Annotated in this window: 15 protein-coding genes; 3 read left to right on the top strand and 12 right to left on the bottom strand. The window is 34.9% G+C overall.

Going from position 1 to position 15991, the window contains the following annotated elements:
- Nucleotides 1–447 precede the first annotated feature (447 nt).
- The 8 genes from I580_RS07700 to ulaG all read right to left on the bottom strand — a co-directional run bounded on the left by I580_RS07700 (nucleotide 448) and on the right by ulaG (nucleotide 7948).
- Nucleotides 448–1779: an APC family permease gene (locus tag I580_RS07700; protein ID WP_010771394.1), complete on the bottom strand. Its 1332-nt coding sequence runs from the start codon at nucleotides 1777–1779 to the stop codon at nucleotides 448–450.
- A gap of 140 nt (nucleotides 1780–1919) precedes the next feature.
- Nucleotides 1920–2603 carry an L-ribulose-5-phosphate 4-epimerase gene (locus I580_RS07695; RefSeq protein WP_034860245.1) on the bottom strand — a complete coding sequence of 228 codons (684 nt, stop codon included), beginning with the start codon at nucleotides 2601–2603 and terminating at the stop codon, nucleotides 1920–1922.
- Between the two features lie 16 nt (nucleotides 2604–2619).
- A complete protein-coding gene (locus I580_RS07690; RefSeq protein WP_010771392.1) occupies nucleotides 2620–3480 on the bottom strand; it encodes an L-ribulose-5-phosphate 3-epimerase in 861 nt (286 codons plus the stop codon).
- A 5-nt stretch (nucleotides 3481–3485) separates the two neighbouring features.
- Complete coding sequence (locus I580_RS07685) at nucleotides 3486–4124, bottom strand: 3-keto-L-gulonate-6-phosphate decarboxylase UlaD (protein WP_010771391.1); 639 nt, start codon at nucleotides 4122–4124, stop codon at nucleotides 3486–3488.
- Between the two features lie 364 nt (nucleotides 4125–4488).
- Nucleotides 4489–4788 (bottom strand): PTS sugar transporter subunit IIB, encoded by a 300-nt coding sequence (locus I580_RS07680; protein ID WP_010771390.1) that lies wholly within the window; start codon nucleotides 4786–4788, stop codon nucleotides 4489–4491.
- Nucleotides 4789–4915: 127 nt separating this feature from the next.
- The gene (ulaA, locus tag I580_RS07675) at nucleotides 4916–6394 is read right to left on the bottom strand and encodes a PTS ascorbate transporter subunit IIC (protein ID WP_010771389.1); all 1479 of its coding nucleotides are present in this window, start codon (nucleotides 6392–6394) and stop codon (nucleotides 4916–4918) included.
- A 15-nt stretch (nucleotides 6395–6409) separates the two neighbouring features.
- Complete coding sequence (locus I580_RS07670) at nucleotides 6410–6868, bottom strand: PTS sugar transporter subunit IIA (RefSeq protein WP_010771388.1); 459 nt, start codon at nucleotides 6866–6868, stop codon at nucleotides 6410–6412.
- 15 nt (nucleotides 6869–6883) lie between these two features.
- Nucleotides 6884–7948 carry an L-ascorbate 6-phosphate lactonase gene (gene ulaG, locus I580_RS07665; protein WP_010771387.1) on the bottom strand — a complete coding sequence of 355 codons (1065 nt, stop codon included), beginning with the start codon at nucleotides 7946–7948 and terminating at the stop codon, nucleotides 6884–6886.
- 196 nt (nucleotides 7949–8144) lie between these two features.
- On the opposite strand from ulaG, the gene I580_RS07660 reads away from it, so the two are divergent.
- The 3 genes from I580_RS07660 to I580_RS07650 all read left to right on the top strand — a co-directional run bounded on the left by I580_RS07660 (nucleotide 8145) and on the right by I580_RS07650 (nucleotide 10801).
- The gene (locus I580_RS07660; protein ID WP_034860178.1) at nucleotides 8145–8909 is read left to right on the top strand and encodes a hypothetical protein; all 765 of its coding nucleotides are present in this window, start codon (nucleotides 8145–8147) and stop codon (nucleotides 8907–8909) included.
- 14 nt (nucleotides 8910–8923) lie between these two features.
- Nucleotides 8924–9691 (top strand): DeoR/GlpR family DNA-binding transcription regulator, encoded by a 768-nt coding sequence (locus tag I580_RS07655; protein WP_010771385.1) that lies wholly within the window; start codon nucleotides 8924–8926, stop codon nucleotides 9689–9691.
- Nucleotides 9692–9871: 180 nt separating this feature from the next.
- Nucleotides 9872–10801, top strand: a complete 930-nt coding sequence (locus I580_RS07650; RefSeq protein ID WP_010771384.1) for a LysR family transcriptional regulator — start codon at nucleotides 9872–9874, stop codon at nucleotides 10799–10801.
- Nucleotides 10802–10978: 177 nt separating this feature from the next.
- Here I580_RS07650 and rlmN read toward each other — a convergent pair whose 3' ends face one another.
- The 4 genes from rlmN to I580_RS07630 form a co-directional block, all read right to left on the bottom strand.
- Nucleotides 10979–12049 (bottom strand): dual-specificity RNA methyltransferase RlmN, encoded by a 1071-nt coding sequence (gene rlmN, locus I580_RS07645; RefSeq protein WP_010771383.1) that lies wholly within the window; start codon nucleotides 12047–12049, stop codon nucleotides 10979–10981.
- Nucleotides 12050–12367: 318 nt separating this feature from the next.
- Nucleotides 12368–14194, bottom strand: coding sequence for an FtsX-like permease family protein (locus I580_RS07640; protein WP_010771382.1), 1827 nt, complete (start codon nucleotides 14192–14194; stop codon nucleotides 12368–12370).
- Nucleotides 14184–14933, bottom strand: a complete 750-nt coding sequence (locus I580_RS07635; RefSeq protein ID WP_010771381.1) for an ABC transporter ATP-binding protein — start codon at nucleotides 14931–14933, stop codon at nucleotides 14184–14186. The genes I580_RS07640 and I580_RS07635 overlap by 11 nt, the downstream gene beginning before the upstream one ends.
- A 108-nt stretch (nucleotides 14934–15041) precedes the next feature.
- A complete protein-coding gene (locus I580_RS07630) occupies nucleotides 15042–15743 on the bottom strand; it encodes a GntR family transcriptional regulator (RefSeq protein WP_010771380.1) in 702 nt (233 codons plus the stop codon).
- Nucleotides 15744–15991 lie beyond the last annotated feature (248 nt).

Here is a 15991-nt window from a genome sequence, read left to right as displayed (position 1 = left end):
TTTTGCCTTAGCTTCAAAAAAATATCTTACTTATCACTATCATTTTTCAAACTTTTCCAATTCATATCTCTTAATTAATCTAAGTTAAATCAATATCAGTTGAAAATAAATAACCAATTATTTTCTTTAGAAACAAAAAATAAAGCTAAAAGCGCTGAAAAATCAACACTTTTAGCTTTACCAAGAGTTCTGATGCACTATCTTCCCCAAAATAGTTTATCGTTTTGATATATCCATTATACTAAAAAATCGACCAGAATAATTTTCAGAAATTGTTAATTTTACTAAAATTTTTGAGAAAAAGTTGCTTCTACTCAAAAGGGGTGAGTAGAAGCACTCGCTTTATCTAACGACAAAGACTTAGATCATCTTTATTATATCAAATAATCTGATTTGATTCTCTCAATCTATTCGTTTAAACCATTAATTTTTGACAATAATAATCACCTATTTGGTTTTTCCTTCTTTTATTTTTTGATTCACTAGATAGAATGGAATCCCTAGCAATGTGATTCCAATCCCAACACAAGCAAGCTTTGTTTGTGCAAACAGTGTGGTAATCAAAATAAATAACCCGCCCAAAATGGCTATGATCGGTATAATCGGATAAAATGGCACTTTATAGGGCCGCTTTAGCGCTGGTTCTCTTTTTCTTAAAATCAATACAGCACTAAATATCAATAAACTAAATAGCCACATAACGAAAACTAACATATCAGTCAGCAAATCAAAACTTCCCAAAAACATCATGATAGCAGCAATGCTAAATTGGAAAATTCCAGCGACATAAGGAACAACAAACTTTGTAGATAATTTCTGAAATTGTTGACTAAAGGGAATCATATCTTCTAATGCCAACGCATAAGGAACCCGAATACCCGTCATTGTATAACCATTCAACGCGCCATAAACTGAAATCAAAATACCAATTGTCACTAACTTGCCACCAATCGAACCAAAAATTTGATTTGAAGCTTCTGATGCAGCATTAAGATTTCCTGAGAGTTGCTCGATTGGTAACGTTTTAAGGAAAACAAAGTTGATCAAAATATAAACAATCGTAATAAATGTCAATCCTAAAAAGATCGCTTTCGGCAAATCTTTTTCTGGTCGTTTCATTTCTCCTGCCACAGCGCCCACACCTAACCAACCATCATAAGCAAACATTGTCGCTAGTAAAGAACCACTAAGTGCTTGGATAAAACCAGTATCGCCACCAGCTTTAACAGGAAATAATGACACTTCCACATTAGCGGGCATAAAAAGTCCTACCAATACGATCAATGCAATTGGAATCATCTTGATAATCAATGTGAATGATTGCATATTTGCTGCTATTTTTGTTCCCAATAGATTGACCACAGTCACACTTAATCCAGTACAAAACGCTATAGGCAACAAAAAATCATTTGATAAATGAAATAAGTGAATAAACTGAGTAGCAAAAATGATTGATAATGCAGCGATATTTGCCGGAAAGTAAATAACACTTTGAGCCCATCCTAATAAAAATCCTGGTAACTTTCCATAAGTGTATTCAATATATTTGACAGCTCCTCCCGTTTTTGGAATTGCTGTGGCTAGCTCTGCACTTGTCAAACCTGCGCACAATGTAAGTATACCACCTAAAAACCAAGCAAAAATTGTTAAACTAGGTGATTGAGCAAAACTAACTACACTTGCTGTTTTAAAAAATACTCCAGCCCCGATAACAGTTCCCATAACTGTTGAAAAAGCGCCAAATAAAGAAATTTCACGCTTTAAACTGTTCTTTCCCATGCCCATCCTCTTTCTCTCTTTAAAGTTATTTTTCTAGTATAGCTTTTCTGAGTTTAATTTCAAGTATTTACTAAAACAAAAAAAGTGTAGATAAAGCCAATAATCGACTTCTCTACACAATAAAAATAAAGACATATAATTTATAATTGTCCATAATACGCATTTGAACCATGTTTTCTGAAAAAATGTTTATCTAAAAGATACTGTGGAATTGGATGAACAATATTATTTACTAGTTCTGTCATACAAGCCATCTCAGCTATTTCATCTAATACAATACTATTTTCAACAGCTTTTTGTGGATTCCGTCCCCACGTGAATGGTCCATGCCCATTCACTAGGACTCCTGGAACTGCTACAGGATCAAGCTTTCTTTCATGAAATGTTTCGACGATTACTCGCCCTGTCTCAAATTCATATGCGGAAGTAACTTCCTCTACGGTTAGTTGACGAGTACAAGGAACGACTCCATAAAAAGTATCTGCATGGGTAGTACCATAAGCAGGAATTTCTCTACCTGCTTGCGCCCACATTACTGCATTTTTTGAATGTGTATGCACGACTGAATTAATTTTCTCAAACGATCTGTATAATTCAACGTGAGTAGCTAAATCAGACGAAGGCTTTAAACCATTCTCCAGTAAGTTACCATCTAAATCAGTTACGACCATATCACAAACTTTCATCGTTTCATAAGGAATACCGCTAGGTTTTATTACAATCAAACCCGCCTCTCGATTAATTTCACTCACGTTCCCCCAAGTAAGTTTGACTAAGCCTGACTTAGGCAAAGCAAGGTTTGCATCAAAAACCCGTTCTTTCATTTCTTTAAGCAATGCGTTATTCACCAAGATATCCAACCTCCTTTAAATAAGGAAATAAAAATGCTTTTGCTTCTTCAATTTCTTTTTCAGGTGTTTCACTTTTTTCACTCCACATTTCAATCAAAAAGGGACCATTATAGTCTAAACGTTTTAATGTTTTCAAACATCCTAAAAAATCCACACACCCCGTTCCAAAAGGAACTTCTTTAAATTTCCCAGCAAACTGTTGAGTCACTGCTATAGTATCTTTTAAATGGATTGCAGAAATCTGATCGATGCCAATTTCTAATTCATAGCCAACATCGTTTTCTGTCCACGCTGATAAATTACCAAGATCAGGATAGACTTGTAAGTATGGCGAACGAATTTGCTCTTTGATTTTCAAAAATTTAGAAATCGAATTAATGAATGGATCGTCCATGATTTCAATTGATAAAACAACCTCTTTCGCGGCAGCCATCGCTACCGCTATTTTTAAATTTTCAATAAAGTATTCTCTTGAGGCCAAAGTTTTCTTTTCATAGTAAACATCATAGCCCGCCAATTGAATTGTACGGATTCCTAAATCGGACGCTAAGTTTATCGCTTTTTCCATCAAAATCAAAGCCATTTTTTGTGTTTCTTGATTCTCAGATCCAAAAGGAAAACGTCGATGTCCGCTTAAACACATTGATAATATTTTTACTCCACTTTCATGGATTGCTTCCCGTACTTCCTTACGCTCCTTGTTAGTCCAATCTAGTCTTTTGAGCCGTTCGTCTGTTTCATCAATGGACATTTCAACAAAATCAAAGCCTAACTTCTTTGCAAGCAATAGGCGCTCTTTCCAAGTCATATTTTTTGGAAGTGCCTTTTCATAAATTCCTATCGTAGTCATGGACATTACCCCCAAATCCGCTTGATTTCATCTTGAAAGTCTTGTGCTGCTTTTTTAGGATTTTCGGATGCCGTAATACCTCGTCCAGTAATAAACGTGTAGACATCAAGATTTTCAAATAGTTTTAAAGTCTCAACATCTAAACCACCCGTAACAGAAACTCTAAAGCCCATTTCAATCAATTTTCTCACTTTAGTCAAGTCCTTTTCGCCCCATGTTTCACCAGCCAAAAGTGCATCTCGGCTTTGATGGTAAATGGCTTGAGAAATTCCTGCATCCAACCAATTCTGAGCTTGCTCATAAGTCCACTCTCCATAAAGTTCTACTTGAACTTCTTCTACTTCTTTTGCAGCCGCTTTCATTGTTGGAATTGTTGCACAGCAAATAACTGTCATCCAGTCTGCACCGGCTTCTTGACAATTTTTCGCCACAGTCCCACCAGCATCAGCACATTTTGTGTCTGCCACTACTTTTTTATTGGGGTACAATGCGCGAATACAACGGACTGCTTCTGCACCAGCTTGTAAACAAAGAATCGTACCAACTTCTACAATATCAACAATATCACCGACAGCCATTACATCCTTAAGGGCACTCGGTAAATCTGAATGGTCTAATGCTACCTGTAAATTCGGTCTACTCATTTAATTCGCTCCTATCCTTGATTAGAAGGGTGAGACACAACTCTTTGTGTTATATCTCACCTTCTAAAAATCAATAAATGGTGGTAAAAAGCAGCTACTACGCAATACTTCGATCACTTCAAATTCTAAGTACTAAAACACTAAGATTTGAAGGCTTCGGAAATAAGTGGAAATTATTGTAAAACATAGTGAATGTACTAAACTGATGTCGCACAATACCTACTTGGTCATAAAAAATTGACAAAACAGTTAGATACTCATTAACATCTATTCTCATGCTCACTTTGGTGCTTAACAATTTTCGTGAATTCCTTCTTATTTCTCGAAACTAGGCGCTTTTATCCAGCCTCTATTTTTACGAAAATTATTTATATTTCATTCCTAAATCTGTTTCTTGAACACGCTCACTGATTTCCTTTGCTGACATCACATTTTTAACCCCAATTACTGTGATCCCTTTTTTCTTAGCGTCTTCAAACATATTCAAAAAGTTCATTGGGCAAAAAACAACATCATATTGCCCTGCTGTACTCTTCCCTTCTGATATAGCACAATGGTGAATATTTGTAATATTGAACCCCAACTCATTTAAAGCTTTTTCTACGCTTTTTTTCATCATTAAACTTGTTCCTGATCCATTTGCACATGATACTAATACTCTCATTTTAATTTCCTCCTAAATTTAAAAGTGTAGCACGCTCGTTTAGCACCAAGTAAAAAATAGGAATGTGATATTTTTCGTCACAATCAAATGTTATTTTTTCAAGGGACTAGCCTGCGAAACTAGATAATTATGCGGTTTTTACCGCCATTTTTTTTACATATTCATCATAATCTTCCGCAATCAAGAAATACCCTTCTGGATTTGCTCGGTATTGGAGCTGAGGAATTGCTAGCAATAAAACCACTACTAAGCCCACTCCAACATAACCTAAATAGTTCATTACTAATGTCATCATTGGCCAAACTGTTGCCCAATCAAACATGCCAATATAACCGCCATACTGAGACAATCCGATAAAAGCAGCAATCAAAGCAGAACCTAATACCTGAATCACGCCTGAAATAAATGGGAAAATGCAAGCTGCTTTAAAGCCGCCACGGTTATTGGCATACACTGCAATTACCGCATTATCAAAAAATAATGGAATAAATCCAGCAATAACAATCACTGGAGACTTAAATAGAATCAGTAATCCTATCGTTATAAATTGCCCCAATGCCCCAAACAAGAATCCAATCGTCACTGCATTGGGAGAACCAAACCCAAACGTCGCAGCAACATCAATCCCTGGAACTGCACCTGGCAATAGTGTATTTGAGATTCCTTGAAATGATTCGGTCAGTTCTGAAACAAAGGTTCGGACGCCTAATTGTAAAATCGCTAGATAAACAGCGAAGTAAAGTGCTGTTTGTAAAATATAGAACAGGAAACTTTGCCCTTTTTCCATAAAACCTGCCTCAATCAAATAAGCTGGTCCCAATACCACTAAAATAATTCCAAAGAAAAAGAGCATTAAAATCGAAGTTGCAACCATATTCTCATTGAAAATCGATAAAAAACCAGGTAATTGTATATCTTCTAATTTTCGATTATTTTTATCTTTTTTCATCTTTTCAGCTAATCGGGCAAAGATATAGACACCAAACATTTGTTGATGCGCAATTGCAAAGCCTGCTCCCTCTGTCAAATCTTGTGTGATGTCTACAGTTAAGTTCGATCCTACCGCCCAATAACAGCCTAAAATAAGCCCCATAATCAATAATATTTGAATCTGGCCTAAATCTGGAAAACAAAATAACAAAATCCAAAATGCTGTCGCTGCTTGTTGGATTTGAACATTGCCGGTTGTAAAAACAGCACGCAATTTTGTATATTTTTTAAAGCGGACCAATAAAATATTCATAACAAACGCGATCAATAATAAAATCATCGTATCACTGAACGTCCGACCGAAAGTCTCTTCGATCCCTGCAGTCACAGCATTTTGTCCAAAATAAGGATCAATGACCATCGCATCCAGATTAAACCGTTCCTTTAGGCCGACCAAAATTGGTCGAAAATTGTTGACTAATCCACCTGAGCCTACTGTCAAAATCAAATATCCTACAGTTGCTTTTAGAAAACCTGCAATACTCTCATACAAAGGCTTTTTAAGTAAAACGTAGCCTAACAAAACGATGAACCCAATTAAAAACGCTGGCTGTGTCAATATATTTGCAGCAAAATAATCCCAAATCCCCAGTAGAAAATCTAATACTTGTGTCATTTACTCCCCTTCTTTCTATATATCAAAAGTAGCCATCACTTTTTTGTATTCCTCTATCGTTTCTACGGCCATCAATGCATCTATCACACCATCCGTCATTAACATTTCGGATAATTTTGAAATATTTTCTACATGTTCTTCACTATTTTTTGCAGCTAAAGTAAAAAATAAACGAGCATTCTTTTCAGAATTTTCAGCTTCAAACACCACATCTTGACTCATTTTTGTAAATGAAATTGCTGTTCCTAAAACACCTGCGCTCTCTTCTGAAGAATGCGGCATCGCAACACCTGGTACAATCACGATGTACGGTCCATATTTTTGAACACATTCTACAATTTCTTCAATATACTGCTGTGTAATGATCCCTTTTTCGAGAAGTGTCTGACAACTCAAGATGATAGCTTCTTCCCAATTGTCTGGTGTTTCTTCACAAAATCGAATCAAATCATTAGCATAAAAATACTTTAACATTCACTTGCTCCTTTCTTATAAGAATGATGGAAATGGTGTATCATTCTCCGTCGTAAATACATCATCGAATCCTCGATAAAAATTAAATTCAAGTTTGTCCTTATCGTTGGGATACGTAAATTTTCCACCGACTTGCCATATAAATGGTTTAAATTGATAGTTCAGACGATCCTTTTTGAACTTCCAGATTTCAGTAATCTCTTTGGGATCAGCCATAAAGTTTGCCCAAATGTCATAATGAACCGGGATGACCACATCAACATTCAATGACTCTGCCATTCGTAACATATCGACCGATGTTACTTTATCTGTGATTCCTCGGGGATTTTCACCATAAGCACCTAAACAAACATTGATTTTATATTCATTACCATGTTTGGCAAACATATTAGAATAATGTGAATCACCTGCATGATAGATATTTCCGCCACTTGTTTCAAATAAATAATTAACAGCAATTTCATTCATATCTTGAGGTAGCTTTCCTTTAAGTGTTACTTCTGGATTTTCACAAGTCACTAATGCTGTTCGGTCAAATGCTTCTAAAGCTACAATCTCCACATCCTTGATTGATACACGATCACCAGGTTTTACGATTGTTGTTTTTTCTTCTGGAATCCCCCATTTCAACCAAGTATTAACTACTTCTTTAGGACCTATAAAGCGTGCATCAGGGCAATTTTTGTGAACTGCCGCAGCAGTATTAATGTCTAAATGGTCAGAGTGAATATGGGTTACGACCAATGCATCAACCTTTTTAACCGCAAATGGATCTAAAACAAATGGTTGTGTTCTAAGATTAGGTTGCATGTTTTCACAACCGCTCATCCGCATCATCTGATGTCCTTTTTTCATCTTGCCATTGCCATGACTTTGCTTTCCAGTGCCGCACCATAGGTCACATAAAATATTCGTTCCCTCATGTGACTTCAACCAAATCCCTGTGCATCCTAACCACCACATAGAGACTGTTCCTGCTTGTACTTCTTCTTGCTCGATTTCTTCGTTCAAATAGGTCCCCCATTCAGGAAACGTATTTAAAATCCAGCTTTCTTTTGTCACATCATGAATTGTTGCCATATGATCCCTCCACATTATCTCAATCTTGATTACACTTTTCATTTTACAACATATTAAACCGTTTTCAATCTTTTTTTACGATCGTTTAACCTTTTTACGAATGTTTTTAGACAAAAAAAGAAAAACAAAAAGAATATATTCTTTTTTTATGTTCATACAAACTTTTTTATGATATAGTTTCGATGAGGTGATAATGATGAGAAATTTTGTTTGGAAAGGAATCTATGTCGGGAAAAAAGGGTTACTTTGGGGAATTTATATACTATTTGCCCTCTATATCTGCAATTTAGTTATAAACTCTCAGGATTTAGGTGCAAAATTGATTTTCGGGAGTTTAGGATTCATCTTATTGGGTATTTCTATATTGTTTGAATATCTAAAAAATCTATATGAAAAAATGATTTATGCTTTAACTGTTGAGTGCGATTTGAATAAAGCGATTGAATTAAAAACACGATTGAAGAAAAAAGATTTGTTTAATGGCTTTAAACAGTCTATTATTATTTTTGACAGCTTACTTTTACTAGACGGAGGAAAATATGATACTTGCTTAGAGCACTTACATGTGAACCAACATTTTTTCCATTCCACATTGGATTACCTCTTCATCTATTATCATACGCAAATGTATTGTTATTTTTTTTTAAAGGATGAAAAGAATTTGGCTACTTGTTTAGAAAATTTATTTAAATTAAAACAGGTTAAAAAGAAACGAATGCACCACTTATTTTCATGGCATGAAATTGCTGGAATAAACTATTTTCGGCAAGGTAGGAATAAAAAATGTTTAAGCGAATTAGATTTAATCGACAAAAATCGACTAAATAATCGGGAAATGACTTATATTTTATATCTAAAAGCTCAATGTTTACTTAAACTAAATGAACAATCGGAGGGACATCGTTTATTAAAAGAAGCAAAAGCGTTAGGCAATACGCTTGTGGTTGCACAAGTGATTTGAAAGGAGGAATTAAAATGAAAAGTTCGCACAAAACAATTAAAGCTCGTCGAGATAAGATTCTTGAATTATTGAAAACGGAAAACACCTTACCTGTAAAAGAAGTAAGTCGGGAACTAGCAGTGTCAGAAATAACTGTTCGCCGTGACCTGATTGCTTTGGAAAAGATGGGATTAGTCCAGCGAGCACATGGAAAAGCTCAAATCGTTCAGGAAATAGGAACAGAGGATTACAATGAAGAAATTGAAGTTTTAAAAAATACAATTGCTAAAAAAGCAGCAGAGTTTGTAAAAGACGGTAATACCTTATTTATCAATACAGGGTCGACAGCTCTGTCCTCTTTAAAAAATTTAGAAGACAAACGCGTTACGATCGTCACAAATAACGTCAAAGTGGCTAATTTAGATCATAATCCAAATTCAACCGTTATTTTATCTGGTGGTGAAATCCGATTCCCTAAGGAAGCTTTGGTTGGGGATATTGCAATCGATTCTTTTTCAAAAATGTCCTCTGACATTTCTATAATCGGTTGCTCTGGATTGAGTATCGAAAATGGTATTACAACTCCTGTTTTGCATGAAGCGAAAATCAACTCGCTGATCATTGAGCGGACCAATGGTTTAGTGATTGTCGTTGCAGACTATCGTAAAATTGGATTCTCATCTAATTTTACGAGCGGTACTATTAAAGATATCAATTATTTGATTACTGATACCTTCGCATCACCTGAAGTGATTCGAGAAATCGAAAAGCAAGGTGTACAAGTGATTCAAGTAGAAGTTTAAGATGCTTGTTATTTTTCTAATATAAAAATTATACTCTGAAAAACACTTCGTTTTTCAGAGTATTTTTGTTAAATACAGCAGCCACTTTCATGCTATAATTTAGTAAAAAATAACTTACAGTTTTGTTAGGAACACATTTAGCTGAGATTACTACGTTTTTAGATCAAGGAGGATTGCATTATGCGAATCAAACAATTGGATTATATCGTCAAAATCGTTGAATTAGGTTCAATCAATGAAGCAGCTAAGCATCTTTTTATTACTCAACCGAGCCTTTCAACTGCTGTTAAAGAATTGGAACTGGAGATGGGGATTCAAATTTTCCAGCGCACGCAAAGAGGTATGATCCTAACAACTGAAGGAACTGAGTTTTTATCGTATGCTAGGCAAATCCTAGAACAAGTTGACTTAATGGAAGAAAAATACAAAGGTACGGAAACACGGCGCAGACTATTTTCTGTTTCTGCCCAACACTATGCTTTTGCCGTCCACGCCTTTGTTCAGTTGATCAAATCCTATGAAAAAAATGAATATGAATTTACATTTCGAGAAACCCAAACAAACAACATCATTGAAGACGTCAGCACTTTTCAAAGTGAGTTAGGCATTCTTTATTTAAACACATTTAATGAAAAAGTCATTCGTAAACTACTAAAAGAAAAACAACTGATCTTTCACCCATTATTTACAGCTCAGCCACATGTTTTTGTCAGTAAGAAAAACCCTTTAGTAGGAAAAACATCAGTAACGTTGAGTGATTTAGAAAACTTTCCCTATCTGTCTTTCGAGCAAGGACAATTTAATTCCTTTCATTTTTCTGAAGAAATATTAAGTACCCTTTATCATAAAAAAAGTATTCGTGTTAGTGATCGGGCAACTTTATTTAATTTCTTGATTGGTCTGGATGGCTATACAATCAGCTCTGGGGTTTTGAGTCGGGAATTGAATGATGAAAACATTGTTGCTTTGCCCCTAGAGGTTGATGAAGTAATGGAAATTGGTTGGATTCACCCTGCTCAGATGTCTTTATCTCCGATGGGAGAAGAATATTTGCGCTACTTAAAAGAACATATTATTGACTATGGATTCACTATTTTAACTAATGAATAGAAAAAACAATGACAAAAATGGTTTCCCCAAGAACCAAGACCTTTCTTTCTTAGTTCTTTAGCAAGTTATTTTTGACCATTTATTCTGAGTTAAAAAAGACGGTCTATAACTCGTAGAGTTATAGACCTGTCCCAAGGAATCCGAATAAACGCTTTTATTCAATCTCTTTTTTTAGTATTAACGAGCTTTATCCGCTTTTTTAATTTGCTTACTTCTCAACTGTCCACAAGCAGCATCAATATCTGTTCCATATTCTTTTCTGATCACACAATTAATACCATTTTTCTTCAAAATATCATAAAATTTCAATACATCCGCTTTGTCACTCCGACTATATTGATCATGTTCACTCACTGGATTATACGGAATCAAATTGACAAAGGTTAACTTTTTCTTGTCTTTCAATAAATCTGCCAATTGCTGCGCATGTTCAGGAAGATCGTTCACCTTGCTCAACATAATATATTCAAACGTAATTCGACGATTCGTTTTTTCCAAGTACTCATCAACTGCAGCCATTAACTTCTCGATAGGGAAACTGCGATTAATTCGCATAATTGATGTGCGGACATCATTATTTGGTGCATGCAGAGAAATCGCTAAATTGACCTGTAAGCCATTGTTCGCAAATTCTTTGATCTTAGGAACTAGACCACTGGTTGAAACAGTAATGTGTCTAGCACCAATTGCTAACCCTTTTGGATCATTGATCGTATGTAAGAAATTCATCAAGTTATCATAATTATCAAACGGCTCGCCGATTCCCATCACAACAATATGACTTACTCGTTCACCTTGTCCACGTTCATCAAAATAATGTTGAACGAGCATGATTTGAGCAACAATTTCCCCTGCCGTTAAATCACGTTGTTTTTTCAACAAACCACTTGCACAGAAAGTACAGCCAATGTTACAACCAACTTGGGTTGTCACACAAACAGACATCCCATATTCTTGACGCATCAAGACCGTTTCGATCATGTTCTTATCTGGTAACTCAAACAGATACTTTACAGTACCATCTTTCGCTTCTTGGATGATCACTTGACGTAATGGGTTGATAATAAAGTTTTCTTCTAATAATTCAATGACATCTTTTGATAGGTTCGTCATGTCACTGAAGGCCATGACACGTTTAATATAAAGCCACTCCCAAACTTGAGTAGCGCGGAACTTTCTCTCGTCATGTTCGATGAACCATGCGATCAGTTCTTCTTTGGTTAAGCCATAAATGGATGCTTTTTCCACTAGTTTTCTTCCTCATTTCTTCTAAACATTCGCTTCATACTATAACGTATTGTACTGGATTTGTCTATATATTATCTAGGTTCGTCACTCAAAATAATTATTTTTCATCCCCTTGATTTCACTTTCAGTAACTTTAGCGCATATTGTTCGCTTTTCCTTAATTTCGTTACTATAACCAAGGGTAAGAAAAGAGTTTTTTTATAGTATGTTTTTTTGCAACTACGACACCGATAAAACATGTTTATCGCTTTACACTAAAAATTATACAAAAGGAAGGTTGGAACAGAAGCAACTCCGTTCCAACCTCCTCATCTGTATTTACGCTCGAACTAATCGATAAATTTTTTTAAAGTAGAACACACGAGCAATCAAATAATAAACAAGTTGAATCAATACAAACACACCTAATACCTGCCAGCCTGCCAGCTGCATTCCTTGGTTAAACATGTGATACATTGCAGTTAATGCTACTGCCCCATGGATTACCGAAACAATGATTGGGGTAAAGAACAGGATTCCTACTTGTTGATAAATCATTTTTTTCAATTCTTTTTTCGCCAGTCCCATTTTATAAATCATCTTGAACTTCTCAACATCAACATCCATATCACTATACAATCTGAAATATAAGAAGCTTCCAGCTGAAACAAAAAAGACGATTCCGATAAAGATTCCTACAAATAGAATTGGTGCATATTCATCCGTGATCATTTGTTGCGAATAACTTTTTGCCATAAATGGCATGTTTTTTTCTTGGAATTTACCAACAGAAACCAATTCTTCGTAGCTTACGTTTTTAGGTTCCCAGACAGTCGTTACTCTCGTTTCCAAGCCCTGTAGATTCGTTTCATCTGGTACTACAAGAGTTGTTCCGTAAGCTGAAACAACATTCGTTTTTTCTGATTGACCAACAGGTAGCGACACATCATCTGACAGATTCACTTCTTTTATCGTTCCTTCTTCTGAACCACTCAGAGCAATCATTGGCAATAATTGAACAGCTTTACTTTTGGTTTGGATTATTGGTTTTTTTAACAATTCAGCTAAACGGTTATAGTCAGACTCTTTAATAAAATCAACTTGATCTGCGTTTGTATAGGTTGTCAATTCTCCTTCATCTACTTGGATTCCTTTATCAGCCAATAATTGAGTGAAGTTCTTTTTTATGGAAGCAGTGTCTTCGGCTTTTCCTGTAATCTCGAACTCATACGGAATTTGTTTCATTCCATTTAAAATCATATTTTGAAACCCATACAACGTACCAATAGCTGCAAAAGCTACAGTCGAAATAATAGATACTAAGAAAAACGAACGAGCATTGTCCTTCATGCGAAAAGCTAGGTCAGAAAAAACGACCATATTCGTTTTTTTCCAAAAGATAGTTTGCTTCTTTTTTAGCTTCTCAATAATCGAAACACTCAATTGATTAAATAAAAATCGAGTACCCGCAACTACTAAGAAAATTACCGGAATCATGACCATCGGTACTAACATTCCTTTGACTAAAAGAGCCACCGCATACCCTACACCAATCAATAAAAGAGCTAAAAAAGTTTTAATACGAGAGCTTTTGATCGTACCTTTTCCAAGATCTCCTGCTTTTAATAATTCCTGTAGACTTAATTTTGGTAAACGGAACTGAATGAAAAAGGAAATAGCCAAAAATAAAATTGCAAAGGAAATAACGGTTAAAAGAAGGGCCTTTGTCGGAAAATAAAAGCCAAAATTTACATGCATCAATTTATTGCTCAACCATAAAATCACTTGTGAAAAGCCGATTCCAGCGAAGCTTCCAATGATTGTAGCAAAAAAACCAATCACTAAATTTTCAATAAAAATCATTTTCTTCAATTGCTTTGGGCTCATTCCTTGAATCATTAACAGACCAAATTCTTTTTTTCTGGACTGGATAAAAACATCCATTGAATACAAAACAAAGAAAAAGGCAAAACCATAAATAATGATCGCCGCTGCCAGCATGCCCATACGTGCATTTTTATTCAATCCATCGCCTAATGCGGGATGAAATGCAAATACTGTAAACGTGAAAAAAACCATAACTGAGAATAATGTACTTAAAAAGTAAGCCATGTAAAGATGCTTATTTCTTAAGGTATTCCGAATAACAAATTGACTAAAACTCATTATCGACACCTTCAATCTCAGATAGTTTCACCATGATTTCATCGTAAAAATTCTTTTGATTTCCATTGTGATGGATCTCATCGATCAGTTCACCATCTTTGATAAATACGATACGTTTGCAATAACTTGCAGCCAAAGGATCATGAGTAACCATTAAAATTGTTGCTTTTTCTTCTTGATTTAATTGTTGTAGTAATTGCATAACATCTTTTGAGGATTTTGTATCTAAATTTCCTGTTGGTTCATCAGCCAATAATAGTTGTGGTTGATGGATCATGGCCCGAGCCACTGCTACACGTTGCGCTTGTCCACCAGAAATTTCTGCAATCCGTTTTTTTAATAAACTAGCAATTCCTAAACGAGCAGCTAGACGATTTAGCTGTTCTTTCATAATCGAAATTTTTTCTCCATCTAATGTTAGTGGCAATACAATATTTTCTTCTACGGTTAATGTTGGCATTAAATTGAAGCTTTGGAAAATAAACCCAAGCTCTCTCCTTCTAAACTTAGCAATCTCTTCTTGATTGAGCTGATTTGGATCTTTACCATTTAATAAAACATGTCCAGACGTTGGTTGATCGATTGTTGCTAGAAGATTCAAAAAAGTACTTTTCCCACTTCCAGAAGGTCCCATAATACCAATAAACTCACCATCATTTACTGTTAAATTCAATTCTTTTAGTGCTTCATATTTGATTTCAGTTCCATATGTTTTCGATAAATTTTCGACTTGTAACATTATTATCGCTCCTTTTCTCTACTTTATTAGTCTAATCTAATTACAATAAACGTACCATAGAAAAAAATAACAGATTGCTTACACTTTTGTAAGCAATCTGTTATTTTTTTAAGCTTCATATTCAATTACATAAGGGTAAAGAGCTGTATTGTAGATTGCTTCAGAATACTCGACTACTTTTCCAGAAAGACCAATTGATTGACGAATTCTCTTTAGTCCATTCTTTTCGGAAGTAGCTAGATTTTTTTGCTGTTCACTTGTCAATTCAATTGTTTGAAAACTATCTTGAAACTTTAGAATTTCGATCCCGTGTTGATCCATTAAACGATACAAAGATTCTTGCTCGAAATCTTCCAATGGAACATCTGACAAAATAGTTGGTAAATAATAATTAAAATAAATATACGGTTGATCATCTAGCGTGTATAAACGTGACACCTTAACAGCTTCTTCTCCAAGACAGGAATAGACAGGAGAATCAGGAGTTAACCTAACTGTTTCTAATTTTAAAATTTTCTTTGCTACTTTTTGTCCTGAATCATTTAAATACTCTGTAAATGTACCTGCTTTTGATAATCTGTTATACGGGCGGTTACTCAAAACAGTCGTTCCTTTACCACTTTTTTTCTCCACCAATTCTTCTGATGATAATAACTCAATTGCTCGACGAACTGTGATTTTGCTTACATCAAATAATTGCTCAAGTTCCGCTTCTGTAGGTAATAGTGATCCTACAGGATATGTACCATTCATAATATCTGCTTTGATTTGTTCCGCAACATCTAGATATAATACGCTTTTTCTTCTCATATTATCCATCCTTATATTCTTTATTTAGTTGATCGATTTCTTTTGATTTATTGGCTATTTGTTTAGATTATTCTAATTCTAATCGTATTTGTGATTTAATTCAACTGACCTCTTCATTTTATGATAGATTTCATACATTATACCAAAGAATATATTTATGGAAAACCTATTTAGGGAAGTACTACTCATCCTATCTTGTCTCTTGATTGATAAAAAAAATAAGATGGGACATAACTCTGCGAGTCATA

Origin of the sequence: Enterococcus caccae ATCC BAA-1240 (assembly GCF_000407145.1) — a bacterium.
Lineage (GTDB): Bacteria > Bacillota > Bacilli > Lactobacillales > Enterococcaceae > Enterococcus_L > Enterococcus_L caccae.
The sequence above is the reverse complement of the archived record's forward strand: the minus strand, read 5'-3'. Positions and strand labels throughout refer to the sequence as shown.

Coding starts and splice junctions, on each gene's coding strand:
- I580_RS07700 (WP_010771394.1), bottom strand. CDS start 1,779: ATGGGAAAGAACAGTTTAAAGCGTGAAATTTCTTTATTTGGCGCTTTT.
- I580_RS07695 (WP_034860245.1), bottom strand. CDS start 2,603: ATGAAAGAACGGGTTTTTGATGCAAACCTTGCTTTGCCTAAGTCAGGC.
- I580_RS07690 (WP_010771392.1), bottom strand. CDS start 3,480: ATGACTACGATAGGAATTTATGAAAAGGCACTTCCAAAAAATATGACT.
- I580_RS07685 (WP_010771391.1), bottom strand. CDS start 4,124: ATGAGTAGACCGAATTTACAGGTAGCATTAGACCATTCAGATTTACCG.
- I580_RS07680 (WP_010771390.1), bottom strand. CDS start 4,788: ATGAGAGTATTAGTATCATGTGCAAATGGATCAGGAACAAGTTTAATG.
- ulaA (WP_010771389.1), bottom strand. CDS start 6,394: ATGACACAAGTATTAGATTTTCTACTGGGGATTTGGGATTATTTTGCT.
- I580_RS07670 (WP_010771388.1), bottom strand. CDS start 6,868: ATGTTAAAGTATTTTTATGCTAATGATTTGATTCGATTTTGTGAAGAA.
- ulaG (WP_010771387.1), bottom strand. CDS start 7,948: ATGGCAACAATTCATGATGTGACAAAAGAAAGCTGGATTTTAAATACG.
- I580_RS07660 (WP_034860178.1), top strand. CDS start 8,145: ATGAGAAATTTTGTTTGGAAAGGAATCTATGTCGGGAAAAAAGGGTTA.
- I580_RS07655 (WP_010771385.1), top strand. CDS start 8,924: ATGAAAAGTTCGCACAAAACAATTAAAGCTCGTCGAGATAAGATTCTT.
- I580_RS07650 (WP_010771384.1), top strand. CDS start 9,872: ATGCGAATCAAACAATTGGATTATATCGTCAAAATCGTTGAATTAGGT.
- I580_RS07640 (WP_010771382.1), bottom strand. CDS start 14,194: ATGAGTTTTAGTCAATTTGTTATTCGGAATACCTTAAGAAATAAGCAT.
- I580_RS07635 (WP_010771381.1), bottom strand. CDS start 14,933: ATGTTACAAGTCGAAAATTTATCGAAAACATATGGAACTGAAATCAAA.
- I580_RS07630 (WP_010771380.1), bottom strand. CDS start 15,743: ATGAGAAGAAAAAGCGTATTATATCTAGATGTTGCGGAACAAATCAAA.